This is a genomic window from Thalassococcus sp. BH17M4-6, assembly GCF_049323015.1.
Lineage (GTDB): Bacteria > Pseudomonadota > Alphaproteobacteria > Rhodobacterales > Rhodobacteraceae > Puniceibacterium.
In genome coordinates this window covers 83069-109587 of the sequence record NZ_JBMPGU010000006.1, presented here as the reverse complement: position 1 = coordinate 109587, position 26519 = coordinate 83069, and the positions used below count along the sequence as shown (strand labels likewise).

General features: G+C 64.7%; 26 protein-coding genes. 6 read left to right on the top strand and 20 right to left on the bottom strand.

Annotated elements, in window-relative coordinates; all coding sequences use genetic code 11:
• The first annotated feature begins 38 nt into the window (after positions 1 to 38).
• From ACOXXX_RS10565 to phaR, 3 genes are all read left to right on the top strand, one after another.
• Positions 39 to 1841, top strand: coding sequence for a PHA/PHB synthase family protein (locus ACOXXX_RS10565; RefSeq protein ID WP_422826541.1), 1803 nt, complete (start codon positions 39 to 41; stop codon positions 1839 to 1841).
• A gap of 124 nt (positions 1842 to 1965) precedes the next feature.
• Positions 1966 to 2415, top strand: coding sequence for a phasin, PhaP (locus tag ACOXXX_RS10560; protein ID WP_422826540.1), 450 nt, complete (start codon positions 1966 to 1968; stop codon positions 2413 to 2415).
• 168 nt (positions 2416 to 2583) lie between these two features.
• Complete coding sequence (phaR, locus tag ACOXXX_RS10555) at positions 2584 to 3126, top strand: polyhydroxyalkanoate synthesis repressor PhaR (RefSeq protein ID WP_422826539.1); 543 nt, start codon at positions 2584 to 2586, stop codon at positions 3124 to 3126.
• On the opposite strand, the gene ACOXXX_RS10550 is transcribed toward phaR, so the two are convergent.
• From ACOXXX_RS10550 to ACOXXX_RS10470, 17 genes are all read right to left on the bottom strand, one after another.
• The gene (locus ACOXXX_RS10550; protein ID WP_422826538.1) at positions 3127 to 4314 is read right to left on the bottom strand and encodes a DegT/DnrJ/EryC1/StrS family aminotransferase; all 1188 of its coding nucleotides are present in this window, start codon (positions 4312 to 4314) and stop codon (positions 3127 to 3129) included.
• A gap of 95 nt (positions 4315 to 4409) precedes the next feature.
• Positions 4410 to 5714, bottom strand: a complete 1305-nt coding sequence (locus ACOXXX_RS10545; RefSeq protein ID WP_422826537.1) for an NAD(P)/FAD-dependent oxidoreductase — start codon at positions 5712 to 5714, stop codon at positions 4410 to 4412.
• A 54-nt stretch (positions 5715 to 5768) separates the two neighbouring features.
• Positions 5769 to 7130 (bottom strand): glutamine synthetase family protein, encoded by a 1362-nt coding sequence (locus tag ACOXXX_RS10540; protein WP_422826536.1) that lies wholly within the window; start codon positions 7128 to 7130, stop codon positions 5769 to 5771.
• Positions 7127 to 7810, bottom strand: a complete 684-nt coding sequence (locus ACOXXX_RS10535) for a type 1 glutamine amidotransferase (protein WP_422826535.1) — start codon at positions 7808 to 7810, stop codon at positions 7127 to 7129. Before ACOXXX_RS10535 ends, ACOXXX_RS10540 begins: the two co-directional genes overlap by 4 nt.
• Positions 7811 to 7879: 69 nt before the next feature.
• Positions 7880 to 9214 carry a glutamine synthetase family protein gene (locus tag ACOXXX_RS10530; protein ID WP_422826534.1) on the bottom strand — a complete coding sequence of 445 codons (1335 nt, stop codon included), beginning with the start codon at positions 9212 to 9214 and terminating at the stop codon, positions 7880 to 7882.
• A 149-nt stretch (positions 9215 to 9363) separates the two neighbouring features.
• On the bottom strand, positions 9364 to 10170 hold the full coding sequence (locus tag ACOXXX_RS10525) for an ABC transporter permease (RefSeq protein ID WP_422826533.1): 807 nt from the start codon (positions 10168 to 10170) through the stop codon (positions 9364 to 9366).
• Entirely contained in the window at positions 10167 to 11048 is an 882-nt protein-coding gene (locus tag ACOXXX_RS10520) for an ABC transporter permease (RefSeq protein ID WP_422826671.1), read from the bottom strand. Before ACOXXX_RS10520 ends, ACOXXX_RS10525 begins: the two co-directional genes overlap by 4 nt.
• 81 nt (positions 11049 to 11129) lie before the next feature.
• On the bottom strand, positions 11130 to 11858 hold the full coding sequence (locus ACOXXX_RS10515; protein ID WP_422826532.1) for a transporter substrate-binding domain-containing protein: 729 nt from the start codon (positions 11856 to 11858) through the stop codon (positions 11130 to 11132).
• Positions 11859 to 11888: 30 nt separating this feature from the next.
• A complete protein-coding gene (locus tag ACOXXX_RS10510) occupies positions 11889 to 12662 on the bottom strand; it encodes an ABC transporter ATP-binding protein (protein WP_422826531.1) in 774 nt (257 codons plus the stop codon).
• A 114-nt stretch (positions 12663 to 12776) separates the two neighbouring features.
• Positions 12777 to 13505, bottom strand: a complete 729-nt coding sequence (locus ACOXXX_RS10505; protein ID WP_422826530.1) for a phosphate/phosphite/phosphonate ABC transporter substrate-binding protein — start codon at positions 13503 to 13505, stop codon at positions 12777 to 12779.
• A gap of 14 nt (positions 13506 to 13519) precedes the next feature.
• Positions 13520 to 13960 carry a TerB family tellurite resistance protein gene (locus ACOXXX_RS10500; RefSeq protein ID WP_422826529.1) on the bottom strand — a complete coding sequence of 147 codons (441 nt, stop codon included), beginning with the start codon at positions 13958 to 13960 and terminating at the stop codon, positions 13520 to 13522.
• A 21-nt stretch (positions 13961 to 13981) separates the two neighbouring features.
• Positions 13982 to 14662, bottom strand: coding sequence for a hypothetical protein (locus tag ACOXXX_RS10495; protein ID WP_422826528.1), 681 nt, complete (start codon positions 14660 to 14662; stop codon positions 13982 to 13984).
• Positions 14663 to 14705: 43 nt separating this feature from the next.
• Complete coding sequence (locus ACOXXX_RS10490) at positions 14706 to 15485, bottom strand: 23S rRNA (adenine(2030)-N(6))-methyltransferase RlmJ (RefSeq protein ID WP_422826527.1); 780 nt, start codon at positions 15483 to 15485, stop codon at positions 14706 to 14708.
• Between the two features lie 322 nt (positions 15486 to 15807).
• Entirely contained in the window at positions 15808 to 17451 is a 1644-nt protein-coding gene (locus ACOXXX_RS10485) for a CTP synthase (RefSeq protein WP_422826526.1), read from the bottom strand.
• 202 nt (positions 17452 to 17653) lie between these two features.
• Positions 17654 to 18025: a preprotein translocase subunit SecG gene (gene secG / locus ACOXXX_RS10480; RefSeq protein WP_422826525.1), complete on the bottom strand. Its 372-nt coding sequence runs from the start codon at positions 18023 to 18025 to the stop codon at positions 17654 to 17656.
• Positions 18026 to 18147: 122 nt separating this feature from the next.
• Positions 18148 to 18657 carry a hypothetical protein gene (locus ACOXXX_RS10475; RefSeq protein WP_422826524.1) on the bottom strand — a complete coding sequence of 170 codons (510 nt, stop codon included), beginning with the start codon at positions 18655 to 18657 and terminating at the stop codon, positions 18148 to 18150.
• A 92-nt stretch (positions 18658 to 18749) separates the two neighbouring features.
• The gene (locus tag ACOXXX_RS10470; protein WP_422826523.1) at positions 18750 to 19145 is read right to left on the bottom strand and encodes a DUF6524 family protein; all 396 of its coding nucleotides are present in this window, start codon (positions 19143 to 19145) and stop codon (positions 18750 to 18752) included.
• 147 nt (positions 19146 to 19292) lie between these two features.
• Here ACOXXX_RS10470 and ACOXXX_RS10465 point away from each other — a divergent pair, with 147 nt between their 5' ends.
• Together ACOXXX_RS10465 and ACOXXX_RS10460 are read left to right on the top strand one after the other, a co-directional pair.
• Positions 19293 to 20588, top strand: a complete 1296-nt coding sequence (locus tag ACOXXX_RS10465; RefSeq protein ID WP_422826522.1) for an adenylosuccinate synthase — start codon at positions 19293 to 19295, stop codon at positions 20586 to 20588.
• Between the two features lie 16 nt (positions 20589 to 20604).
• On the top strand, positions 20605 to 20826 hold the full coding sequence (locus ACOXXX_RS10460; RefSeq protein ID WP_422826521.1) for a DUF2842 domain-containing protein: 222 nt from the start codon (positions 20605 to 20607) through the stop codon (positions 20824 to 20826).
• A gap of 126 nt (positions 20827 to 20952) precedes the next feature.
• Here ACOXXX_RS10460 and ACOXXX_RS10455 read toward each other — a convergent pair whose 3' ends face one another.
• Positions 20953 to 23355, bottom strand: coding sequence for a hypothetical protein (locus ACOXXX_RS10455; protein WP_422826520.1), 2403 nt, complete (start codon positions 23353 to 23355; stop codon positions 20953 to 20955).
• A gap of 192 nt (positions 23356 to 23547) precedes the next feature.
• Here ACOXXX_RS10455 and ACOXXX_RS10450 point away from each other — a divergent pair, with 192 nt between their 5' ends.
• Complete coding sequence (locus tag ACOXXX_RS10450; RefSeq protein ID WP_422826519.1) at positions 23548 to 24183, top strand: thiamine diphosphokinase; 636 nt, start codon at positions 23548 to 23550, stop codon at positions 24181 to 24183.
• Here ACOXXX_RS10450 and ACOXXX_RS10445 read toward each other — a convergent pair.
• Both ACOXXX_RS10445 and ACOXXX_RS10440 read right to left on the bottom strand, forming a co-directional pair.
• A complete protein-coding gene (locus ACOXXX_RS10445; RefSeq protein ID WP_422826518.1) occupies positions 24104 to 25045 on the bottom strand; it encodes a DMT family transporter in 942 nt (313 codons plus the stop codon). The two genes, ACOXXX_RS10450 and ACOXXX_RS10445, sit on opposite strands and share 80 nt — an antisense overlap.
• Before the next feature lie 100 nt (positions 25046 to 25145).
• Entirely contained in the window at positions 25146 to 26519 is a 1374-nt protein-coding gene (locus ACOXXX_RS10440; RefSeq protein ID WP_422826517.1) for an L-serine ammonia-lyase, read from the bottom strand.

The window sequence follows — 26519 nt, the reverse complement described above, 5'->3', positions numbered from 1 at the left end:
ATTCTGCACAGCAGCAAACGTAAGGGGGAATTGCAGGAATGACAACTGAGACTGTTGACGCAGCGAAGGGACTTGAAAAAATGACCGAGAATCTAGCGCGCGTTGAAGAGCTGTCACAGCGTTTGCTGAATGCCATGAGCCAGAAAAAGCCCATCAACCCGGCCCTGCATGGTCCGGACCAAGAGCTTTATGCCGACGCGCTCACCGCCTATTGGCAGGAATGGCTGCAAAATCCCGCCAAGATCATGGAGCACCAGATCGCCTACTGGGGGAAATCCGTCACCCATTACGTCGAGGCGCAGCAGGCGCTGGCCAAGGGCAAACTGCAGGCGCCCGAGGACCCGGGCCCCAAGGACAAGCGGTTTTCCAACCCGCTTTGGGACACGCACCCCTATTTCAACTTCATCAAGCAGCAGTACCTGATCAATGCCGAGGCGATCCGCACCGCGGTCGAGGACGCGGAAGGCATGGATCCCAAGGAACGCCGCCGCCTGCGCTATTTCGCACAGCAGATCGTCGATATGATGGCGCCGACGAATTTCTTCTCGACCAACCCCGATGCGCTGGAAAAGGCCGTGGAAACCGAAGGGGCCAGCCTGGTGAAAGGGCTGGAAAACCTGGTCGCGGATCTTGAGGCGAACAACGGCGAACTGGTGGTCAAGCTCGCGGACGAGGACGCCTTCAAAATCGGCGAGAATATCGCCACCGCCGAGGGCGAGGTGATCTATCGCAACCGGATGATGGAGATCATCCAGTACCACCCCACCACCGACAAGGTGCGTGAAACGCCCATCGTGCTGTTCCCGCCGTGGATCAACAAGTACTACATCCTCGACCTCAAGCCGCAGAATTCGCTGATCCGCTGGATCGTCGATCAGGGCTATACGCTTTTCGTGGTGTCCTGGGTCAATCCCGACGAATCCTACCGCGACGTGGGCCTCGATACCTATATCGAAGAGGGGTACCTGACGGCGCTCGACGTGGTGAAAGAGATCACCGGCCAGGCCAAGGTCAACGCCGTGGGTTACTGCATCGCGGGCACGACGCTGAGCCTGACGCTGTCCTTGCTCAAGCAGCGTGGGGACAAGTCGATCAAGTCGGCAACCTTCTTTACCACCCTGACCGATTTCAGCGACCAGGGTGAATTCACACCCTTCCTGCAGAACGACTTCATCGACGGGATCGAGGCCGAGATCGGCGATACCGGGCTTTTGCGGTCTTTCATCATGGCGCGAACCTTTTCGTTCCTGCGCTCGAACGACCTGGTCTATGGCCCCGCGATCAAGAGCTACATGATGGGGGAAACACCCCCCGCCTTCGATCTGCTCTACTGGAACGGCGACGGCGCGAACCTGCCCGGAAGGATGGCGATGCAGTACCTGCGCAGACTTTGCCAGGACAACCGCTTTGCCGAGGACGGGGTCGAGCTTCTGGGCCACACGCTCAATATCCGCGACGTGGACGTGCCGCTGATGTCGGTGGCCTGCGAAACCGACCACATCGCCGCGTGGAAGGACTGCTATCGCGGGGTGCAGAAGATGGGATCCAAGCAGAAGACCTTTGTGGTCTCTGAATCGGGGCACATCGCGGGCATCGTCAATCCGCCGTCGAAAAAGAAGTACGGCCATTACATCAACGACGAGTTCGGCGAGGATGCGGATCACTGGATGGAGGCGGCGGCATTCAACGAAGGCAGCTGGTGGCCGCGCTGGGAAAGCTGGCTGTCAAAGCGCTCCGGACGCTGGACGGCGGCCAGAAAGCCCGGCGATTCGAAGTATCCGTCGCTCTGTCCCGCCCCTGGGACCTATGTTTTGGCCAAAGCAAACCAGAAAGATCAATAACTTAGAGATTTTTTCTGCACTGCAGCAATTTACCCTTGAAATGCTGCGGTGCAGAATGCATATTCCTGACAGCTGCAATGAAACGGCGGGGTGGGCCCGCCAAGCAGATGAAAGGATCAAGATTATGGCCAAGACGCAAGATTTCACCACCGTCCTGAAAGACATGATGGGCGCATTCCCCGTGGACACCAAAGCCATGGACGACGCGTTCAAGACCTCCGCCACGCTGAACGAAAAGCTGTCGGGCGTTGCTCTGGAAGCCGCTGAGAAATCCACCGAGATTTCCGCCAAGTGGACCAAGGACACCCTGACCAAGCTGGCCGACATGTCCAAAGCCAAGGCAGAGCCTGCCGACTATGCCAAGTCGATGACCGACTTCGCATCGGCTCAGGCAGAAGTCACCGCCGAGAACATGGCCGCTTTCGCTGAAATCGCGAAAAAGGTTCAGATGGACACCGTCGAACTGATGATGGCCGCAGGCAAGGACTTCTCCGAGGACGCAACCGCGGCCGTGAAGAAAGCCACCAACGACGCGACCGCCGCTGCCAAGAAGGCAACCGCAACCGCGAAGTAAGTCAAAGGGAGATTGCGCCTCTTTCCTCCCGAAGAGCGCAGGACCTTGGGCGGATCCCTTTCTGGGGTCCGCCTTTTTCGCGTTAGGGGGCGGTAAAATAAGGGACTTCCCATTTATGCCGGTGCAGCATAGGCTTTTCTGCACCGCAGCCTGACTGGGAGGGAACCCGTGGCCGATAAAGACAAGCCTCTTCTGATCAAGCGTTATGCCAGTCGGAGGCTGTATAACACGGAAACCAGCGACTACGTGACGCTGGAGGATATCGCGGGCTTTATCCGTGAAGGGCGCGAAGTGCAGATTGTCGACCTCAAGTCAGGCGACGATCTGACCCGGCAATATCTGCTGCAGATCGTGGCCGAGCATGAAAGCAAGGGTGAATCCGTCCTGCCGATCAACGTCCTGACCGATCTTGTGCGCAGCTACACCACCCAGGCCACCAGTGTCGTGCCGCAGTTCCTGGCCGCCAGCTTCGAGATGTTTCGCGACAGCCAGTCGAAATGGGTCGAGAAGATGGGATCGGTCAACCCGATGACCAAGATGCCGGGGTTCGAGGCGATGCAGGCGCAGCAAGAGGCGTTTCTGAAGGCCATGACCGGCGGCATCGCGTCCGGCACCAGCGCGCCGGAGCCCGAGCCCGAGGGCGAAGACCTCGACGCGATCAAGAAGGAACTGGCCGATCTTCAGGCCAAGCTGAACAAACTCAACAAGTAATCAGGTGCCGAAGGCCCGCGGCGGGGTCATCACCGCGTCCGCGGCGTTCAGCAGCGCATCGGCGACGGCGTCGCAGTCCTGCGGAGTCAGCCGGGCGGGCAGGCGCGTGTCGCAGGCCCGCATCAGCATTGCGCGGGTGCGCGGCAGCTCTGGCAGGTCGGGCACGAACTGCCAGTTCCAGAACGCCCGCGCGTTGTCGGCGCTGTGTCCGAAGACCTGAACGCTCACTCCCGCGGCCTTGGCAGCCGCGACGAAGTCGTAGACCTGCGCATCGGTCATGCCGACCAGGTTGAACTGCAGCGAATCCGGCGCGCGGTCTTCGGGCGGCAGCTTTGACGGCACGTCGATATAGGGCGAGGCGCGCAGCCGGTCGGCGACCAGGTCGTGATTTCGCCGCCCGTCCGCCACGCGGCGGGGCACTTCGGCAATCTGCGACCGGATGACCGCCGCCGACAGGTTCGACAGCCGCAGGTTATAGAGGGGCAGGCGATTCTGCCATTTGGCAAAGGCCGATTGCAGGACCGGGTGTTTTTGCCAGTTATGCTCGTAGGCGCCCGACATGATGATGGCACGGGCGACGATATCGGCATCGTCTGTAACCAGGATCCCGCCCTCGCCGGCGTTGATCAGCTTGTAGCTTTGAAAGCTGAAACAGCCGATCCGCCCGATCGTGCCGATGTTGCGTCCCGCCCATGTGGTGCCCAGCGAATGCGCAGCATCCTCGATCACCGGCAGGCCCCGCGCATCGCAGAGCGCCATGATCGCGTCCATGTCCGAGGTGTGCCCGCGCATGTGGCTGATGATCACCGCCTCTACGTTGTCGAGCTTCGCCTCGAAATCCGCTAGGTCGATGCGGTAGTTTTCGCCGACCTCGCACAGCACCGGCAGGCAGTCCGCGTGGATCACCGCCGACGGGACGGCGGCGAAGGTAAAGCCGGGGATCAACACCCGCGCGTCCCGTGGCAGCCCCAGCGCCTTGAGCGACAGGAAAAGTGCCGCGGAGCAGCTGCTGACCGCCAGCGCATAGTCCGCCCCCAGGAACGCTGCGAATTCCCGTTCCAGCACCGCGACCGGCGCATCCGACGGTGCGGTATAGCGGAAAAGGTCGCCCGACTGCAAAAGCCGCTCGATCTCGGCCCGGGCCGCGGCGGGGATCGGTTCAGCCTCGTGCATATTTGGGATGGTCATGGTTTTCAATTTTCCAAAGGCGCGCTTTGACTTTTCTTAAATCAAAGCCGCCCGGGTGCAAAGTGAAAATCCTGTGACGCCCCTTGGATCGGTGATCAGAGACCCAGCCGGTCGCGCAGGGCAAACCAGCTCATCGCCAGAACCAGAAGCGGGCTGCGCAGCGCGCCGCCACCCGGAAACGTGGGCGCGGGCACGGCGGCGAGGGTATCGAACCCCGCCGACTGACCGCGGATCGCCTCGGCCATCAGCTTTCCGGCATGCACCGCCGTGCCGACCCCGTGCCCCGAATAGCCCGAGGCCGAAAGCAGGTTGGGCGAAATCCGCGCCAGATAGGGCATGCGCTTCATGGTGATCGCCAGCGTCCCGCCCCATGCATAGTCGAGCCGCACATCCGCCAGATGCGGAAAGACCTTCAGCATCGGTTTCGACACCACCGCGCGGATGTCCTGCGGGAACCGGTAGCCATAGCTTTCGCCGCCGCCGAACAGCAGTCGGCCATCGTGGCTAAGCCGGAAGTAATTCACAACGAATCGGCTGTCGGCCACCGCCACATCGCGGGTCAGCACCTCGACCGTGCGCGCGCCCAGCGGTTCGGTCGCGACGATGAAGTTGTTGATCGGCATGACCTTGGCCGCGACCTGCCGGTCCAGCCCGCCAAGGTAGCCGTTGGCGGCCAGGATCACGTGATCCGCCGTTACCCGGCCCGCATCGGTCTGCACCGTGGCGGGCGTGCCCTTGGCGATATGATGTACATGGCTGTTCTCATGGATGCGCACACCGGCCTTCTGCGCTGCCTCTGCCAGCCCCAGCGCAAAGCGGAGCGGATGCAGGTGCCCAGCCCCCATGTCCAGAATCCCGCCCTTGTAATCCGGCGAGGGGCAAAGCGCGTGACAGGCGTCGGCGTCGAGCACCTCAAGCTGGTCATAGCCGTAGCGTTCCGACAGATGCGCGGCATAGCGGTGCAGGTCGTCGACCTCGGACCGGCTTGACCCGGTCCAGGCCACGCCGGGCTTCAGGTAGCAATCGATTGCGTGGCGCGCGATCAGGTCCTTGACCAGCGCCTTGGCATCTTCGCCCAGGTCCCAGAGCTGCCGCGCGGTGTCGCGGCCCACGAACCCCTCAAGCCCGGTCTGGTCCATCCGCTGGCCCGACCCCAACTGACCGCCGTTGCGCCCCGAGGCACCAAAGCCCACGCGGTGCGCCTCGAGCAACACGACATCAAGCCCCGCCTCGGCCAGATGCAGCGCCGCCGACAGCCCGGTATAGCCGCCGCCGACGATGCAGACATCGGCCCGCGTTTCACCCTTGAGCGGCGGGGCAGGCGGCAGAGACTTGGTCGTGGCGGCGTACCAGCTTTGCGGATACTGCCCGCGCCGGTCATTCGAAAACAACAGATCCATCAACGGTCCCTCAGGCTGCGTCTTGCCGGAAAACGCCGGGCAGGCGCCCCGCGATCAGACGTTGAGCAGCAGATGTTCGCGTTCCCACGGGCTGATCACCTGCAGGAATTCCTCGTATTCGGTGGCTTTCACGATGGAATAGACCCGCGCGAATTCCGGGCCCAGCACCTTGTGCAGATCGTCCGCCTCGGCGAAGAGGTCCAGCGCCTGGCCCAGGGTCCGCGGGATGTCGCCATCGCCCTCGTAGGCATCGCCCTTGAACTGCTTGGAGGGGCGCACCTCGTTCATCATGCCCAGATATCCGCAGGCCAGCGACACCGCGATGCCGAGGTAGGGGTTGCAATCCATGCCCGCCAGCCGGTTTTCCACCCGGCGCGAGTCGGGCCCGGACAGCGGAATGCGGATGCCGGTGGTGCGGTTGTCGCGGCCCCATTCCAGGTTGATCGGCGCGGCGTGATCCTTCACGTAGCGGCGATAGCTGTTCACGTAGGGCGCCAGCACCGCGATGGCGGCGGGCATGTATTTCTGCAGGCCGCCGATGAAATGAAAGAACGCGTCCGTCTCGCCGCCCGCCGGACCGGTAAAGATGTTCTTGCCGGTCGACCGGTCCAGCACCGAATGATGCATGTGCATCGCCGATCCGGGTTCATCCGCGATGGGTTTGGCCATGAAGGTGGCGAAACAGTCGTGGCGCAGCGCCGCCTCGCGGATCAGCCTTTTGAAATAAAAGACCTCGTCGGCCAGCTTGACCGGGTCGCCGTGCAGCAGGTTGATCTCGAGCTGGCCCGCGCCGCCTTCCTGGGTGATACCGTCGATCTCGAACCCCTGCGCCTCGGCAAAATCATAGATGTCGTCGATCACCGGGCCGAATTCGTCCACGGCGGTCATCGAATAGGCCTGCCGCGCGGCGGCGGGGCGGCCCGACCGGCCCAACATCGGCTCGATGTTCTTGGCCGGGTCGATGTTGCGCGCGACCAGAAAGAACTCCATCTCGGGGGCCACCACGGGCGTCCAGCCCTCCGCCTCGTAAAGCGCGCAGACCTGCTTGAGCACGTTGCGCGGCGCGTAAGGCACGGGCCGGTCTTTGCGGTCAAAGGCGTCGTGGATGACCTGTAGCGTCCAGTCGCCGGTCCAGGGCGCGGCGGTGGCGGTCGACATGTCCGGCTTCAGGATCATGTCGCGTTCGATAAAGCCTTCGCGTTCGTCCGCCGCTTCGCCCCAGTCGCCGGTGATGGTCTGGAAAAAGATCGAATCCGGCAGGTGGAAATACTTTTGCCGCGCGAATTTGGAGGCGGGCACCGCCTTGCCCCGGGCGATGCCGGGCAGGTCCGAGATGATGCATTCCACCTCGTCCAGACGGCGGTTTTCCAGGAACAGGCGCGCGGCCTCGGGCAGGCTGTCGGTCCAGTCGGTCATGCGAATTCTTTCGTCTTGAAGAAATGGGCAAAGCGCTGTCCGATCTCGGCCCGGTCCAGCGGTGCGCCAAGCGCGGCCTCGGCCTGGGCCAGCTGATCGTCGGGGACCACACCGCGCCCGCGGTGGTCGATCAGGCCCTGAATGAAGGCGTCGTCGTATTCCGGATGCGGCTGCACGCTGATGGCGCGCCCGGGATAAAGCAGCGCCGCATTGGCGCAGAAATCGCTGTGGCCGATGACTTTTGCCCCAGGGGGCAGGGCGGTGACCTGATCCTGATGCCAGGCGTTCAGCGTGACGGTGCGACCGTCAAGATCGTAGGCGGTGGGGCCGATCGACCAGCCGCGCGCGAATTTCTCGACCCGCCCGCCCAGGGCCTGCGCGATGATCTGATGCCCGAAACAGACCCCGACCAGCGGCCGTTCGGCGGCGACGATATCGCGGATCAGCGCCTCGAGCGGGGGGATCCATGGCAGATCCTCATAGGCGCCGTGCCGCGATCCGGTGATCAGCCAGCCTTCGGCAGCCTCGGCCCCGGGGGGGAAGTCGCCGTTGACGACGGCCCAGGCCTCGAACTCGAAGCCGTGGCCCTTGAGCAGGTCCGCGAACATTTCGGGGTATTCGCCGGTGCGCGCCGCAAGCTCTGCGGGCGCGAGGCCGGTTTGCAGGATACCGATTTTCATGAAGCACCGTTTCGGGTTGTCTGGTCGCAAGGTAGAGGTCGGGGGCAGGGGCGGCAAGGGGCCGCCCCGTCAGACCGTGTCGAGGTAGATCTCGACCTGTTCATTGGGGCTGAGCTCGGCCATGTAATGCCGCTCCTGCTTTTTGGTCAGCAGCAGGTTGCGGATCATCTCGGGCGCAAAGATACGCGGGATCTCGGCGCTGTTCTCGAACGCCTCGATCGCATCGCCCCAGTTGTTGGGCACATGCGCTAGATCCAGCGCATAGGCATTGCCGGTGATCGGTTCGGGCGGCAATACGCCGTCCTCGATCCCGTTGAGCGCCGCCCCAAGGATCGCCGTCAGCATCAGGTAGGGGTTCACATCCCCGCCCGCGAGCCGGTGTTCGATGCGCCGCGCCGCGTGATTGCCCGACGGGATGCGGATCGCCGCCGTGCGGTTTTCGTACGCCCAGCAGAGCCCCGTCGGCGCGTGTGCGCCCGGCACCATCCGGTCGTAGGAATTCAGATGCGGTGCAAAGACCAGGGTGCTGTCGTGCATGGCGTTCAGACATCCCGCCACCGCATGCAGCATCGCATCGGTGCCACGCGGGCCGCCGTCGTCGAAGATGTTGCGCCCCTCGGCATCGAGCACGGAAAAATGCGTGTGCAGGCCAGAGCCTGCGTAATCCTCGTAGGGCTTCGCCATGAAGCTTGCGGCAAAGCCGTGCCGCCGGGCCAGCCCCTTGACCAGCATCTTGAAGAGCCAGGCATCGTCGGCGGCGCGCAATGCGTCGTCGCCGTGCATCAGGTTGATCTCGAACTGCCCCAGCCCGGCCTCGGAAATGGCGGTGTCGGCGGGAATGTCCATCGCCTCGCAGGCGTCGTAAAGATCGGTAAAGAACTGGTCGAACTGGTCGAGCGCGCGGATCGACATCGTCTCGGCCGCCTTGCGGCGCTTGCCCGACCGGGGCGACAGCGGCACCTGCAGGTTCCGCCCCGAATCGTCGATCAGAAAAAACTCGAGCTCGACCGCCACCACCGGCGTCAGCCCTTTGTTCCGATAGCGTTCCACCACCGCGCGCAAGGCATGGCGCGGGTCCCCTTCGAACGGGCGGCCGTCTTCGCGGAACATCCAGATCGGCAGCAGCGCGGTCGGGGCCTCGAGCCAGGGCATCGGCATGAAGCCGCGTTCGGTGGGTTTGAGCACACCGTCCGCATCGCCGGAGTCAAAGACGAGCGGGCTGTCGTCGATATCCTCGCCCCAGATATCGAGGTTCAGCACTGACAGCGGAAAGCGCGTGCCATCCTCGACCACCTTGTCGGCAAAGCGCGATGGCACGCGTTTGCCGCGCATCTGGCCGTTGAGGTCGGCGGCGGCTACGCGGATGGTCCGGACTTCGGGATGTTTGCGCAGGTAGTTCTTCATCGCAGAGGATGACATGGGGCACCGGAGGTTTGCATAATTTGATCAAATTATGGATACCGGGCGGCAGGGGGGCTTGGCAAGTGTTAAGGTGCGGGGCGGCGTTTTCCCTCAGGAAAACGGGCCCGGAAAATTCGAATTTTCCGGGGCACCTAGCGCAGGAAGTTCGGGCGCAGTTTCATCCGGGCGCGCTGTTCCTGCGGCAGATGCCGGTTCAGGCGGCGGTTCACCAGGCCGAACCCCCCCACGATCACCAGCGTCAGCAGGATGAAGTACCCCGCCAGGATCGGATAGGGCACGAAGGGGTTGAAGGTCTTGTCGGCGAAATAGCTGGCGTAATAAAGCGCATCGCCGCGCTGCTGCCAGGCCGGAAAGCCGGAAAAGAAGACCAGCGTGGTGGACTGGAAAAGAAAGATCGCCTCGTTCGTGTAGGCGGGCCAGGCCAGCCGCAACAACGTGGGCCATGTGATCCGCTTGAACCGCGACCAGCCGGTCAGCCCGTAGGCATCGGCAGCCTCGATATCGCCCTTGGGCACCGACAGCAGCGCGCCATGGAAAATCTCGCCCGAATAGGCGGCGGTGTTGAGAAAGAGCACGATCAGCGCCCCAAGCCAGGCCGCCGAAAAGGCGTCGAAGACCGGCGACACGGCCTTTAGGCTGACGAACAGGAAATAGGCAAAAAAGAACTGGATGAAAAGCGGCGAGCCTCGGAAGACGAAGATGAACCATTCCGAAAGCTTGCGCAGAACCCGGTTCTGCGACGCCTTTCCAAGCGCCACTGCCGTGGCCAGGAAAAAGCCCGAACACATCGCCAGCACGCCGAAATAGATGTTCCAGATCATGCCCGAGCCGATCAGCACCACCTGCTGACAGAGGGTGAAATCGGATCGCGGCAACAGCCGTTCGCCGTAGCCCAAAGACCGCAGGCCATAGTCGGCAAGGGTTTCCCAGCAGCTCACGCGGCTTTCCTTTGCGCTTCGCCTGCCATGGTGGCCTGGCCGCGCGTCAGCCGGGCCATGACACGCGCCAGCACGACCTCGGAAATACGCGTCAGAATGAGATAGAAGACCAGCAGCGCCAGGAAATACCACATCCGCCAGTCGCCGTGGGGATAGTCGGTAAAGCGCGGCGTCTTCGCCCCGCCCAGTTCCCGCGCCCAGTAGACGATATCCTCGACCCCGAGCAGGAACAGCAGCGGCGTGGCCTTGATCAGCACCATCCATAGGTTCGACAGGCCGGGCAGGGCAAAGACCCACATCTGCGGCACGAGAATGCGCCAGAAGCATTGGCGCTGGGTCATACCGTAAGCCTCGGCCGTTTCCAGCTGGCCACGCGGCACGGCGCGCATGGCGCCGTAAAGCACATTGGCGGCGAAGGCGCCGAACACGATGGCAAAAGTCAGCACCGCCAAAAGAAAGCCATAGGTTTCATGCACCCATTGCGCGGCGTTGCCGAGCGGCAGTTTGGCCGCATCGCAGACGACGAAATCATTGCCCTGCCGGATTGGCTGATCCCAATCGGGACATTTGACCTTGTGGCGCATCCATTCGAACGCCTGGTCGAGTGCTATGACGAAAAAAAGGAAAAACGCGATGTCGGGCACGCCCCGCACGATCGCGATATAAGTCTTGCCGAACCAGCGCAGCGGCAGGAATTTCGACCGCGCCGCAGCCGCGCCGCCAAAGCCGAAGGCCAGCGCCGCAGGCGCGGTGATCGCCAGCAGCACCAGTACCGTGCCCACCGACCAGTAGATCGCCATGTGCTTGCCCGTGGTCAGGTAACAGGCAAGCCAGGCCGCCTCTGAAAGGGTGCTGGGATCTGCGCAAAAGCTGAAGATGGCGGGGCCTTTCGGGCAGCGGGTGTGTCTTGACGGTCAGGCGGGCGGGGAGGGCGCAACGCGCCCCCCCCCGGGCGTGCTTCAGAACGTGGCCGAACCCGGCAGCCACTTTTCGATCAGGGCGTTGAGCGATCCGTCTTCCTTCATCGACTCGATCGCGGCCGAGAACTTGTCCTTGAGCTCGGTATCGCTTTCGCGCACGCCCATGCCGATGCCGCCGCCCAGCAGCAGGTCATCCCCGACCAGTGCCAGATCTGCGGCCTCTTCGGCGATGGGCGACAGGAATGCCTTGTCGGCCAGCACCGCGTCGGCCTCCCCGCCGCGCACGGCGGCGATGGTTTCGTCGGGCGTGGCGAATTCCACCAGCGTCGCCCCGGAAGAGGCGATGTGGCCGGCCTGGAGGGTGCCCGACTGCGCCGCGATCACGCCGCCTTCGAAATCGACCTCGGCGCCGTCCAGCGCCAGGTAGGCCGACGGATCGGGCTGGGTGTAGGGCGCGGTGAAATCGATCACCTCGTCGCGTTCATCGGTGATCGACATGCCCGCGATGATCGCATCGTAGTTGCCCGACACGAGGTTCGGAATGATGCTGTCCCATTCGTTGGTCACCCATTCGCAGGTCAGTTCGGCCCGCGCGCAGAGCTCATCCCCAAGCTCCCGCTCGAAGCCGTCGACTTCGCCTGCGTCGTTGATGAAGTTGTACGGAGGGTAGGCGCCTTCGGTGCCAAGCCGCACGACCGAATGCGCCGCCGCAAACGCCATGCTGGCGGAAAGCGTCAGAGCCGCCGTGCCAAGTAGGATCTTTTTCATTTTGGTCTCCCTGAGTGGTGGTTTTTTGATTTATCCGTGAGTGGATTTCAGAAAGCCGCGCAGGCGTTCCGACTTTGGGCTGCCGAACAGCCTGTCCGGCGGGCCTTCTTCCTCGATCAGGCCCTGGTGCAGGAACACGACGTGGTTGCTCACGTCCTGGGCCATCTTCATGTCATGGGTGACAATCAGCATCGTGCGCCCCTCGGCGGCCAGATCCTTGATGACCTTGACCACCTCCTGTTCAAGCTCCGGGTCCAGCGCCGAGGTGGGTTCGTCGAAGAGGATCGCCTCGGGCTCCATGCACAGCGCGCGGGCGATGGCGGCGCGCTGCTGCTGACCGCCCGACAGTTGCGCCGGGTAAACGTCACACTTGTCGCCGATGCCGACCTTGTCCAGATAGCCGCGCGCGGACTTTTCGACCTCGGCCGGATCACGGCCCAGCACCGTGACCGGCGCCTCCATCACGTTCTGCAGGATCGACAGGTGGGACCACAGGTTGAACTGCTGGAACACCATGCTGAGGTTGGTGCGAATGCGCAGCACCTGCTTGGCATCGCCCGGGCGGCGGCCCAGGCCCGTGCCGCGCCAGTGCACCGGTTCGCCCTTGAACTCGATCTCGCCCTGCTGGCTGTCCTCCAGCAGGTTGGCGCAGCGCAGCAGCGTGGACTTGCCCGACCCCGACGACCCGATCAGCGACACCACGTCGCCGCGACGGGCCGTGATGTCGACGCCCTTGAGAACCTCAAGCGCGCCATACTGCTTGTGCAGGTTGCGGATCGCGATCACGGGGGGCGTTTCGGACACAGGTGCCTTGTCGGATTAGGAAAGGTGTTAACGACCAGAATGAGGCGAAAGACTGCCGCAATGCAACGCGTAAAACGCGTCGAAAGCGATCTCGGCGACGCAAATGACCCGATGTCAGCCCCGCTCTGCCGCTTTGGGGGGCACCGGCAGGGAAGTGTAGCGATCGGCCGGGATGGCGACCACGCCGCGCAGACCCAGCGTGGCGCGATCCGCGGGCGCCATATCGTCGAGCGCCTGCCAAAGGTCGGGATCGCGGGCCGGGTCGCGGGCGGCGGCGGTGATGAAGGGCAGGCCCGGCGTCGGCTCGGTCCGGTCGGCCACGCGCAGGCCTGCTGTCCAATCGTCCCAGCGGCACATCAGGCGCCAGGTCTGCGCGTCGATGGCGGCGATGTCGGCGGCGCCGTCGTATACGGCGCGGGCCGATGCCCGGTGCGCGCCGGTGACCAGATGCGCGCCGAACGCCAACCCAAGCGCGCTTGCTTGGAAAAAGGGCGCGGCCCAGCCCGACTGGCTGTCATATCCGTTGAGCGCGAGCGTGAGATCAGGCCAGTCGTCGCGGCTGCGCGGATCGTCCGTCCGCATCACCAGGACCGAGTTGTAATATCCCGGCGGGCAGCCCGGCAGGCCATAATCGGGCGTCGCCAGCAGTCGCACGCGGTCATGTAGCCGGGTGCGGTAGGGCAGGCCGCAGGTTTGCGAAAAGACAAGCGCCGGATCTCTCCAATGCGCCATCAGGTCATCGGGCTGGCCAAGCTCTGCGGGTGCGGCCCTGTCGGGAAGGCTGCGCCGGATCGCCTGCCAGAACGCCGCCGTCGCCGCCCGCGTTTCAGGCCGGTCGTACATAGGCAGGCTGGCGGTCACCCCGCCGCTTCGACCCGCTGCCGCGCCAGCGCGCTGTCCCGGTCGCGGATGCCCAGCAGGTTCGCCACCAGCCGCAAAAGCGAATCTTCCTCCGCCTCGCGGTGGCCATCGGCCAGCACCACCTGCCACAGCGCCTCGATCACCGCGATGCGGTCTTCATAGGCCACCGCATCCTTGATGGCGCGGGTAAAGCGCACGGTGTCGGGGGCCTCGGCCTCCAGCGCCTCGGCCTGGCTGCGCAGATGCTTCGAGGCATCGGCATCCAGCCCGTAACGCGTACGTGCGATCTGGTCGATGCGGTCACGTTCGGCCGGTTCATAGGCACCGTCGGACCGCGCAACCCGCACCAGAAGCGCGGTCAGCGCCAGGCGGGCATCTTCATCGGGAAGCTGTTGAGGCTCCGGCTCTGTCAGCCGTCTGAGGAAATCTGCAAACATGCTGCCCGATATAGTCCCGTTTCAGGACGGCGCAAACGGCTTTGTTGGGGCAGGCGCGGGCAGGGCCCCCATCAGTTCGGTGAACTCGAAGCGCAGGTTGTCGATCCCGATGCCTTCGGGATCGGTGTTTTCAATCAGGATCCCGGCGATATCGGGGGTCTGGTCCGCCCGCAGAAAGGTCACCGCCCCTTCGGCCAGATCACCGAGCGCGATGCGGTGGAGGACCGTGCCATCCCGGCGCAGAAAGGTGACGGCGGCGGCGCCCGCCTCGCCGCCGCGAATGTCGAAGGCCAGCGCGGGTTGGTCGCGGTCGAACAGCACCGCGATCGAGCCTTCGCCCACGGCATTGGCATTGGGGAAAAGCGCAGGCCCATGCCCGTGCAGCACCGTCGTCCCCCACAGCATCATCGTGCCCAGGTTTTCGCGCGCCGCCCCCGGCTGCAGGGTCAGCGGTGCCACCGGATCACCGGCGAAGCGGTCATAGACCGTGTCCTCGATCCGGCTTTGGCCCAGAAAATGCTCTCCGAACCGCGCACCGTCCTGGTCGATGATGCCGGGCAGTTCGCGGCCCACGCCCATGCCCGACGGCAGGGTGTCGAAAGTGATGATGCGGGTGAAGCGCAGGCTGTCCTCGGCCACGCGGCAGACCGGGGCCTCGCAAGCAAGGGCCGGGGTGGCGAGGAGAAGGAGAAGCCAGCGCATGGCCCCCAGATTACACCGCTTTGCGCGGCCTGGCGCGGGAATTTTAGCGGCAGGCCTTGAAGAGCGTGGCCAGCGAAGCCGCCGCCTTGTCCAGCCCGAAGGGCGGGTTGACGACATAGACGCCCGATCCGGTCATTCGGTGGCCGGGGCGGATGGGCGGGAACCGCACCTCGTGGCGAAACCGGTGGGGCAGGTGCTGGGCAAGGGCCTGCAGCATCGGTTTGTGCGCCTCGGACGTCAGCAGTGGATACCAGAGCATCAGGATTCCGACGTTCCATTTCCGGTGCAGTTGCGCCATCGCGCGGGGGATCGCGTCGTATTCCGTCTTGACCTCATAGCTCGGGTCGATGAGCAGCAGCCCGCGCCGGGGCGTCGGTGGGCAGAGGCTTTGCGCAAGGGTCAGACCGTCCTGATGAAGAACATGGGTGTTCCGGGCCTGCAGCGCGGTCTGCAGCGCGGCATGTTCGCCCGGATGCAACTCCGCCAGATACAGCGTGTCCGTGGGGCGCAACAGTGTTTGCGCGAGCAGCGGCGAGCCGGGATAGGCCTGCGCACCATGGGCGTCGGCGATGTTGCGCAGCGCCTGCGCGTAGGGATGATCGGGCGCGAACGCGGCGCGCAGCCGCGCGATGCCCGCCGCCGCCTCTCCGGTCTTCTGCGCCTCGGGGGCGGTCAGATCGTAGAGCCCGCGCCCGGCATGGGTCTCGATATAGCTGAGCGGTTTGTCCTTTTGCGTGAGATAGGCCAGCATCCACGCCAGCAGCGCGTGCTTGTGCACATCCGCAAGGTTCCCGGCGTGGTAGAGGTGTTGGTAGGACAGCATGAGGGCGGGAAATAACGTTGCCGATCAGAACACGCAACGCTGATGCAAGGCCCCGCGCGGAATCAAGGCCGCTTGCGGCCGCCGCGCCATCGCAGTCGCGCCCCCACGCGGCTGCGATTGGGTTGAGCTAGGTGCATAGCCGGGTGGCGTGCGGATTTGGCTGGGATAAAGCGCTGGAGCGCAGAGGTCGGATCGCATCCGCGCGCGACGGCGATGGCGCGGCTCCTCGCCCCGGTCGCGCAAGGTCCGCTTCAGGCTGCTCGCGCATCGTTCAATCTGTCTGCATCTCGCTGTAGTTTTCGACTTTTCTCTTCATTGCTCATCACACCAACCGCGACACATCCTTCGCGGCCCTGACAAAATCCTTGAACAGCGGATGCGGGTCAAAAGGTTTCGACTTCAGCTCGGGGTGGAACTGCACGCCGATGAACCACGGGTGGTCCTTCCATTCGACGATCTCGGGCAGCTTGCCGTCCGGGGACATGCCGGTGAAGCACAGCCCCGCTTTCTCCAGCGCGTCACGGTACTGGATGTCGACCTCGTAGCGGTGGCGGTGGCGTTCGTCGATGGCGGTGGTGCCGTAGACTTCGGCGACCTTCGATCCGGGTGTCAGCACCGCGTCATAGGCGCCCAGACGCATCGTGCCGCCCTTGTCGTCGGCCACCGAACGGTTGACCTTCTCGTTGCCCTGCACCCATTCCTTCAGGTGATAAACAACCGGCTCGAACCGCTTTTTCCCGGCCTCGTGGTCGAACTCCTCGGACCCGGCGGCCTTGACCCCCGCGACGTTGCGCGCCGCCTCGATCACCGCCATCTGCATGCCCAGGCAGATGCCCAGATAGGGCACGTTGTGTTCGCGCGCGTATTGCGCGGCCTTGATCTTGCCCTCGGTGCCGCGTTCGCCAAAGCCGCCGGGGACCAGAATGGCGTGAAAGCCGGTGAGGTGGGGGGCGGGATCCTCGGAGTCGAAAATCTCGGCATCGACCCACTGGATGTTGACCTTGACGCGGTTGGCCATGCCGCCGTGGGTCAGCGCCTCGGCGATGGATTTATAGGCGTCCTCAAGCTGCGTGTACTTGCCGACGATGGCCACATTGACCTCGCCCTCGGGGTTGTAGATACGGTCGGCCACATCTTCCCAGCGGTCGAGCACCGGGCGCGGGGCGGGGGTGATCTGGAACGCATCCAGCACCGCCTGATCGAGCCCCTCGCGGTGATAGGCCAGCGGTGCCTCGTAGATCGACTTGAGGTCCTGCGCGGCGATCACGCTGTCGGGGCGGACGTTGCAGAAGAGCGCCAGCTTCTCGCGCTCCTTGACCGGGATCGGCCCTTCGGACCGGCAGACCAGGATGTCGGGCGCGATCCCGATGGACCGCAGTTCCTTCACCGAATGCTGCGTCGGCTTGGTCTTGAGCTCACCGCTCGCCTTGATCCAGGGCAGCAGGGTCAGATGCATGAAGATGCACTGGCCGCGCGGCTTGTCCTGGCTGAACTGGCGGATCGCTTCAAAGAACGGCAGGCCTTCGATATCGCCCACCGTGCCGCCGATCTCGCACAGCATGAAATCGACCTCATCCTCGCCGATCTGGATGAAGTCCTTGATTTCGTTGGTAACGTGGGGGATGACCTGGATCGTCTTGCCCAAGTAATCGCCGCGCCGCTCTTTTTCGAGCACGTTGGAATAGATGCGCCCCGACGAGATGCTGTCGGTCTTGCGCGCGCTGACGCCGGTAAAGCGTTCGTAATGCCCGAGGTCGAGGTCGGTTTCCGCGCCATCGTCTGTCACGAACACCTCGCCATGTTCAAACGGCGACATCGTGCCCGGATCAACGTTGAGGTAGGGGTCGAGCTTGCGCAGCCGCACCGAAAACCCGCGCGCCTGCAACAGCGCCCCCAGCGCGGCCGAGGCCAGCCCCTTGCCAAGCGAAGAAACCACACCGCCGGTGATGAAGATGAAACGTGCCATGTGGCGGGAACCCCGTGAATTGGTCTTGATGTTGCGCACCCGCGGCAGGTTGAATTGCCACAGCATCACGGGATTTAAGATATAGAGGATTCGCGCCTGTCTGTCCAGACAACCGCAAGATGCTGTTGCGTGTCCGGCGCGGGCCTCAAGCTATGGTGGTGATGGCGGGACAGGTGTTTTGCGGCCACCCGACCCTGCCGGATCAGTCGGCGCGCGGCACCAGCGGCGCGTCCGACCCGCCCGATGGCGGCGGCAGCAGCCCGTCGGTGGGCAGCGCCGGTGTCGTGCCTTCGGCCGGAGCCTCGGTTGGTGCAGAGCCGCCCAGACGATCCATGATCGAGGTGCCCGACGCGTTCGCCGCGGCAAAGATGGTAAGCGTGAGCGAGGTGCAGATGAACGCGATGGCCAGCAGCCAGGTCACCTTGCCCAGCGGCGTTGCCGAAGGCCGGCCAGCCGTGGCACCGCCACCGCCGCCGCCCATGCCAAGCCCGCCGCCTTCGGAGCGTTGCAGCAGCACGACGCCGATCAGGGAAAGCGCGAGAAGAAGGTGAATGATGAGGACGACGTTTTCCATGGACGGGATGACCTGCGCTCTTGTTCGCGGGGTATCTATGCAAATCCGGTGCGTCCCGCAACCCGCCTTCTGCATTGCGGGGCGGGTAGGCATGTGACGCCCGCCAGCCGTCGCCCCCGCCTCTACGCCCCTCTGTCGGGCGCGGGCGGCGGGTTGCCGATCCGCCAGCTTCCGGGCGTGCGGCGCCAGAGCAAGAGGTTCGCCGCGATCCAAAGCGCCAGCGGGGCCAGGCAGGCGACGAAGAGTTCGGGATATAGGATGTAGAAGAGGTTCGTCAGGTCGCCGTCATACCGCAGCGTAATCCGCACGAAACCATAGGCGTCTTTCAGCGCCTCAAAGAGCGGGATCGCCAGCGCCAGACCGGCCACGACGCGCAAGGTCAGCGACAGGTCCCGCCGCCAGCCCGGAGCGGCCCGCTGTCGTGGTCGGGTCAGAAGCGCCAACCCGAGCAGCCCGAAAAACAGCCCCAGAACCAGCAGGCTGCGCCACTTGTAGAGTGTGATGCCCACGGCCCAGCCGAAGCCGTTGACGTCATTCCAGAACGCCGCGTAGTTGGCCAGGAAGCGCAGCGCGAAAAGGCCCAGCAAGGCCGCCCCAAGGCCGCTCAGGCCCCATCCAGCAAGTCTGTTCATCGCGCACGCTCCGTCCCGTGTCGGCTGGGTTGACGGATAGGCCGGCAAATTGCGTCAAATGCGGCGCTGGCAGGGAAAGGTTGTGGACAGCGTCATTCGTCAACGTCGTCCACATCCGCCTGGCCCGACAGCTTGCGGCGCACCAGGCTCCAGCTCAGGCCGATGCCCAGCACCAGTGACAGCGCGACGATGCCGATCCATTGCGTGAGCGCGCGATTCGTGAGGTCCAGCAAACCGTAATCGATCAGCACCCAGATGAGCGCGGCCACGACCGCGAGGATCAGCAGCATGCCGAAGGCGCCGATCGACCGCAGCGTGGCGCGCAGGTAGATGATATATCCGATCAGCAGCAGCAGCCCCAGCAGTACCATCAGCGGCAACTGGTCGGGATAGGTCTGGCGCACCCAGCGCACGTAATTCCAATCGGTCGGGTTGTAGGTCGCCGTCACCAGCACCAGCGCGCAGATCCAACGCAACAGGAATCCCATGCCGCTCTCCTCTTTCATCCGTTCCGGCCAAATGACCCAAGCCGCGGGCCGCTGTCCAGTGCCCGCGCAATTTCGTGGTTTCGCAGACCGCGCCGCTCCGATAAGCAATGCACGGTTTGAAACCGGAATGCGAAAAGGTCGGATGACATGGCAAACGTGGTGGTCGTGGGCGCACAATGGGGCGACGAGGGCAAGGGCAAGATCGTCGACTGGCTGTCGGAACGCGCCGATGTGATCGCGCGCTTTCAGGGCGGGCACAACGCGGGGCACACACTCGTCATCGACGGCACGGTCTACAAGCTGCACGCTCTGCCCTCGGGCGTGGTGCGGGGCGGCAAGCTCAGCGTCATCGGCAACGGCGTGGTGCTGGACCCCTGGCACCTGATGAACGAGATCGCGACGATCCGCGAACAGGGCGTCACGATCACGCCCGACACGCTGATGATTGCCGAAAACACCCCGTTGATCCTGCCCATCCACGGCGAGCTGGATCGCGCCCGCGAAGAGGCGGCCAGCAAGGGCACCAAGATCGGCACCACCGGCCGGGGCATCGGCCCGGCCTACGAGGACAAGGTCGGGCGCCGGTCGGTCCGGGTTGCGGATCTGGCCGACGACGCCACGCTCGAGGCGCGGGTGGACCGTGCGCTGCAGCACCACAATCCGCTGCGCCGGGGCCTTGGCATCGACGAGATCGACCGCGATGCCCTGCTGGCCCAACTGCGCGAGATCGCCCCGCAGGTGCTGCCCTTCGCGGCGCCGGTCTGGAAGGTGCTGAACGAAAAGCGCAAGGCGGGCCGCCGCATCCTGTTCGAAGGCGCGCAGGGCGCGCTGCTCGACATCGATTTCGGCACCTATCCCTTCGTGACCTCGTCCAACGTCATCGCGGGGCAGGCGGCAACCGGCACCGGTATTGGGCCGGGGGCGATCGATTACGTTCTGGGCATCGTCAAGGCCTACACCACCCGGGTCGGCGAAGGGCCGTTCCCCACGGAACTGCACGACGAGGATGGCCAGCGGCTGGGCGAGCGGGGCCATGAATTCGGCACCACCACCGGGCGCAAGCGCCGCTGCGGCTGGTTCGATGCCTGCCTCGTCCGCCAGACCTGCGCCACCTCGGGCGTCAACGGCATCTCGCTTACCAAGCTCGATGTGCTCGACGGGTTCGAGACGCTGAAGATCTGCGTGGGCTACGATCTGGACGGCACGCGGATGGACTATCTGCCCACCGCCGCCGACCAGCAGGCGCGCTGCACGCCGATCTATGAGGAAATGCCGGGCTGGTCGCAATCCACCGAAGGCGCGCGCAGCTGGGCCGACCTGCCGGCCGAGGCGATCAAATACGTGCGCCGCGTCGAGGAGTTGATCGGCTGTCCGGTGGCGCTACTTTCCACCTCACCCGAGCGCGAAGACACCATTCTGGTGACAGACCCCTTCGCGGACTGACAATCCGGAGCGCCCCATGGCCCTGAGCTACAAAGCCCGCCGCCGCCTGGCGGCCCTGATCCTGCTGGTGGGGCTGCCCGTTTACATCGTGGTGGCGATCACCGTGGTAAGCCTTTTCGATCGCCCGCCGATCCTGCTCGAACTGCTGATCTACGTGGTGCTCGGGCTGCTCTGGGCCTTGCCCTTCAAGTTCGTTTTTCTGGGCGTGGGCCAGGCAGATCCCGAAGACGACGCTTGACCACCGCCCCACTTCTTCGGTTCCAAAATACCTCAGAGAGCACGAGAGACAGCGTCTCTCGTTTGCCAAAAGCAACGAAAACGGCGGACCAGGCGGTCCGCCGTTTCAAAGTCATGAGGCGAGGGTTCAGCCTGCGGCGCGTTTGCCGGGGCGGAAGCTGATCCGGTCTGAGGCGGTGAAGCGGCCGCCTTGGGTCTTCTCGATCTTGCCTTCGCGCAGAAGCTGGCCAAAGCTGCGCAACCGGTCCTCGCGGCTCGATTCCGACAATTCGGCCTGGCGCACCTTGGTCATCAGTTGCGGACGCGAAAACTGCTCGCGGCCTTCCACAAAGGACATGTAGGCGGCGGCGGCCTCCAGCAGTTCGGGCAACTCGGATGCCCCCATGCTCTCGGCGAATTCCGCAAAGGCGCTTTCGCCATCCGCCTCGGCCCCGCGGGACGCGTCGGCGAGATCGGCGTCGCGGGTCACGCGGCGGGGGCGCACCGGCGCGGCCGGGGTGGGTGCGGCCATTTCGGCCTTTTCCGCATCCACCCGCTGCTCGGCCACCAGCTTGAGCGGCGCGGGCTTGGGCGCTTCGGGGCGTTGCGACCGTTCGTCGGATCCGACCACCGGACGGCGCGGGCGCACGGCCCGGTCGAGATCGGCACGGTAGGGTTCGGCCTCTTCCTCGGCGTCCTTCTTGCGGCTCAGGATACGGTCGGCCCGGGTCGCGGCGACCGCGGCGCGCAGATGCGCGATGGCGGACCGGCGGCGGTTGCCTTCGGGTTCCTCGAGTTGAGTGTTGGTTTCGTCGAGGATGCGCGACACCGAAGTATCGTCTTCCTCTATCTTGTTCTCGGTCAGCATGACGCGGGCCGGACTGGACAGCTTCACCGCCTTGCGGGCGCCCTCGCGAGCCATCCGTTCAATGGCTTCGTCCATCTGATCGACCGCATGCGGATCGTCTTCATCATCGTCGTCATCGTCATCGAAAGCGTCCGACAGATCGGCGTGCAGATCGTCGTCGTCCTCCTCGTCGTCCCAATCCGTGGATTTGCGGGCCGCCGCTGCGAGGATCGCGTCGTCCTCGTCCTCGTCGTCGTCAAGCTCCGGCTGGGCGGCGGCTTGCGCGACTTCGTCGTCGTCGTCGTCCAGCGCGACCGGCACCGGCGGCGCGTTGCGGCGCAGGCGCAGGCCGGTGGACCGGCGCGGCGTGGGCGGCGCTACGGCCTCCTCCAGTGTGTCATCCTCGTCATCGTCCTCGTCGTCGGATAGCGCGTCCGAGAGGTCAAAGCCGTCGTCGGCCTCATCCTCTGCGTCGTCTTCATCCACGTCCCAACCGGCGTCGAGTTCGGCTTCGACCTCGGCCAGTTCGCGGGCCAGGTCGGCCTCTTCCTCTGGGCTCAGCGTGCTTTCGGAGCGGGTGGTCTCGGCCTCGTCTTCGACTTCCTCAAGATGCCCGGCGGCCACCGCGGCCTCGAAATCGGCGCGCTTGACCTTGATCACGCGGGCACGGACGGGGCGCGCGGTGGCCTGGGCCGCCTCGGGCTCTTCCGGCTGCTCGTCCTCTTCGGGGGCGTCTTGTTCGGCCATGAAGCTGGCGATCGTATCGGTGAAAAGGTTGTCGCTCAGCGAGTCGTCGTCGGACAGGTCGCTGGCGGCGTCCTCCCCCTGCGCCATGTCGTCCTCGCCATCGGCAAGCAACGCGTCGGCATGCTGATCCTCGGAATAGGCGGGGGCGTTGGCGCTGCTGGCCGAAACCACGGCGCGAATGCGCTGAAGCTTGGCGGCGACACTGTTGGGGTCGCTCGCGGCGGGCTGTTCAATCGCCGGAGCGGGCATGTCTTCGGCGACATCCTCGGCCACCTCCGCGTCAGCCCCGGCGGCGCGGTCCTCTTCGTCCGCCGCTTCGAATTCGAATTCGGCTTCGGCCTTCGTCGCCATCGCGCGCTGCGCGGCCAGGGCGACGGACATCGGATCCGCTGCGTCGTCTTCGGCGGTCTCGGGCGTTTTCTCTTCGGCCATATCGGCCTTCGGGTGGGTGGTCGGTCCGGACGCGGGTTCGTCTGTCGCCGCCGTGTCCTCCGCCATCTTGGCGGCCGGGGCGACCTCTTCACTTATGTCGGGCGTTTCTTCCGCGACGGGTGCGAGTTCTTCGGGCGTCTCTGCCTCGGGCGCGGTTTCCGGCTCGGCGGCCGGTGCCGCCTCGCTCTCTGCCAAGGCCTTCGGTTCCTCTGCAGGCGCGGCCTCGGTGTTCGGTGCTTCGCTGGCGGCAGCGGCGGCAGGCGGCGTGGCCAGCGACGGGCGCAGCACGTAGCTGCCGTTTTCCATCCGCGCCTCGACCCGACGTTCGATTTCGCGTTCGGCAATGCGGGCCAGCATTTCGGCGTCCGGCGTGGGCGGTTCCGCACCGAAGTATCTGTCGTCCTGAGCGAGGTCGCGGAAATACTCCGCAATCGCCTTCATGGTATCGAACGAATCGTCGAACCCCTCAAGGGTACAGGAGAAGGTCCCGTAGGATACCGTGAGAATTTTGCTCGAACTCACCATGTGCTGCTCACTTTCACATTTTTTGCAACAGTGTGTTTAGCGTTCGCCCACGTCGAAAGCTGACCGAATCTGTGCCGTTAAGGGTATCATTTCGTGACTAGATTGTGTCTTGTTTCCCAAAACGGCATTAATGACGCGATGATACCGGCGATTGTTCAGCGATCCGGCCCAGTTTTGCTGGTTGGCGGCGCCTTGCGCAACCCCGGCGCCGTTCTGGAGCTTCAAAACACGGTAAACGCCGTGGTCGCGGCGGATGGCGCCGCCGATTTGCTGGTCGACGCCGGTGTCCGGCCCGATGCGGTGATCGGCGACATGGATTCGATCCGTCCCGAAACGCGCGCCGCCCTGCCAAAGGACGTGCTGCACGAGATCACCGAACAGGACAGCACCGATTTCGACAAATGCCTGCGCAATATCGCAGCCCCGCTGGTGCTGGGGCTGGGGTTTCTGGGCGCGCGGGTGGATCACGAACTGGCGGCGCTGACGGTGCTGGCACGGCGGGCCGACCGGCGCTGTGTGCTGGTGGGCGAGGAGGATGTGATCCTGCTTTGTCCGCCCGAGTTCACCATCGACCTGCCCGAAGGCTGCCGGGTGTCGCTTTTTCCGCTGGGGCCCGTCACCGGCCGGTCAGAGGGGCTGCGCTGGCCCATCGACGGGCTGGAATTCGCGCCAGCCCTGCGCGGCGGCACGTCCAACATGGCCACCGGCGGGCAAGTGCGCCTTAGGATGGACGCGCCGCTCATGCTGCTTATTCTGCCAAGGAGCCTTTTGGCACAGGTGCGACAGGCCCTGGCACAACAGCCTTCATCATGGCCCGTTCCCGCATGACGATATAAAGCCCCGCGGCCAGCGTGATGCAGATGCCCACCGAGGCCATGACATTGGGCAGGTCGCCAAAGACCAGAAGGCCGATGATCGTGGCGAAGGGAATTTCGAGATACTGCATCGGGGCAAGCGTGGCGCCGGGCGCGTAGCGCAGCGACCATGTCATCAGCAGATGCCCTGTCGTGCCCAGGACGCCGATGGCCAGCAGCAGCGACCAGGTGTTGCCGCTGGGGGCGATCCAGTCGAGCCCGGGAACCGCCGATGCCGGCACCAGCCAGAGCACCGGGCCGATGACGCAGACCGCCATCACGCCGCTGACCGCCTGCAGGCCGATCGGGTCGACATCCTTGGCGATCTGCCGCGTGACCAGCATGAAGACGGAAAAGTTCACCGCTACGCCCAAGGGCAGCAGCGCGGGCCAGCCGACCTGCTCGAACGCGGGCTGCACAACCAGAAGCGTCCCGGCAAACCCAACGGCGCAGGCGATCATCCGGCGCATGCCGACCTCTTCGCCCAGCACGAAATGCCCCAGAAGCAGCATTAGGAAAGGCATGATGAAGGCAATCGCCACCGCATCGGCCAACGGCAGGTACCGCAGGGCCGAGAACATCATGCCGATGCCCAGGATATGCAGAAGAGTCCGCACGAAGGTCAGCCCCAGTACCCGCCCGCGCGTACGCCAGACACGCCCGGTCACAAGGATGATCGGAATCAGAAGCAGCGCCTGTATGCCGAAGCGCACAAACAGCAGCTGGCCAAGGGGCACCTGTCCTCCAAGAAGCTTGGCCACGGCATCGCCCATCGGAGCGACGATGCAGAAACCCAGCATCAGGAGGATGCCCAGAACGGGATTGTCCTTATGCATGGCGCTGACGCTAAACAGAGTCGATTGCGGAGGCAAGCGCCACCTGCACGCCATGCGGGAGGCGTTGTTTTCAACCAACCGCAGGGTTGAAAACGGCGCCTCAGCAGTTGGGAATGTTGACCGCCAACCCCCCGAGCGAGGTTTCCTTGTATTTCTCCGACATGTCCGCGCCGGTCTGGCGCATGGTTTCGATGCAGGAATCGAGTGGTACCAGATGCACGCCGTCGCCCCGCAGGGCCAGGGATGCGGCCGACACGGCCTTGATCGCGCCCAGGCCGTTGCGTTCGATGCAGGGCACCTGCACCAGCCCTTTGACCGGATCGCAGGTCATGCCCAGATGATGCTCGAGCGCGATTTCGGCGGCGTTTTCGATCTGCGCTGGCGTGCCGCCTATGGCAGCACACAGGCCGGCCGCTGCCATGGCTGCGGCTGATCCGACCTCGGCCTGGCAGCCCGCTTCGGCGCCCGAGATCGAGGCGTTGTATTTCACCAGCCCGCCAATGGCGGCGGCGGTCAGCAGGAAATCGGGCACCATCCGCCGCGACGCGCCAGGGACGTGATCGAGATAGTAGCGGATCGTCGCCGGCACCACGCCGGCCGCGCCGTTCGTCGGCGCGGTGACGACCTGCCCACCGGCGGCGTTTTCCTCGTTCACGGCCATCGCGTAGGTCGACATCCAGTCGTTGATCGTATGCGGCGCGCTTTGGTTCAGTCCGCGTTCGGCCTGCAGCGCATCGTGGATGGCGCGGGCCCGGCGGCGGACCTTGAGCCCGCCTGGCAACACACCGTCCGACGCAAGGCCGCGGTCGATGCAGTCGTTCATCACCTCCCAGAGCCGCGCCAGACCGCGGTCGAGCTTGTCGGCCCCGCCGCGCGACACCTCGTTGGCGCGTTTCATCTGGGCGATGCTCAGGCCCGACTCCTCTGCCATGGCCAGCATCTCGGCCGCGGATTTGAACGGGAAGGGGACCGGCGCGCCGTCGTCGGTGTCCTTGCCCGCGGCCAACTCGTCCTCGGTGAGGACGAAGCCGCCGCCGACCGAATAATAGGTTTCCTGCAGCACGACGTCGCCCTGCGCATCCGTGGCCATCAGGATCATGCCGTTGGCATGACCGGGCAGTTTGCGGTCGTAGTCGAAGACAAGATCGCTCGCGGGATCAAAGCGCAGTTCGGGCAGACCCTCGGGCGTCACGGTGCCGGTTTCGCGAATCCGGTCCAGCGCCAAATCCGCCTTTTCGCGGTCATAGGTTTCGGGCACGAACCCGGCGAGGCCCAGGATCGTCGCACGGTCGGTGGCATGGCCCACACCGGTAAAGGCCAGCGATCCGTGCAGCGACCCCTTGAGCCCGGCAAAGCGGAACGGCGCGGCGCGCATCGCGTCCAGAAACCGCGCGGCGGCCACCATCGGCCCCATGGTGTGCGACGAGGACGGGCCGATGCCGACCTTGAACATTTCGAATACCGACAAGAACAT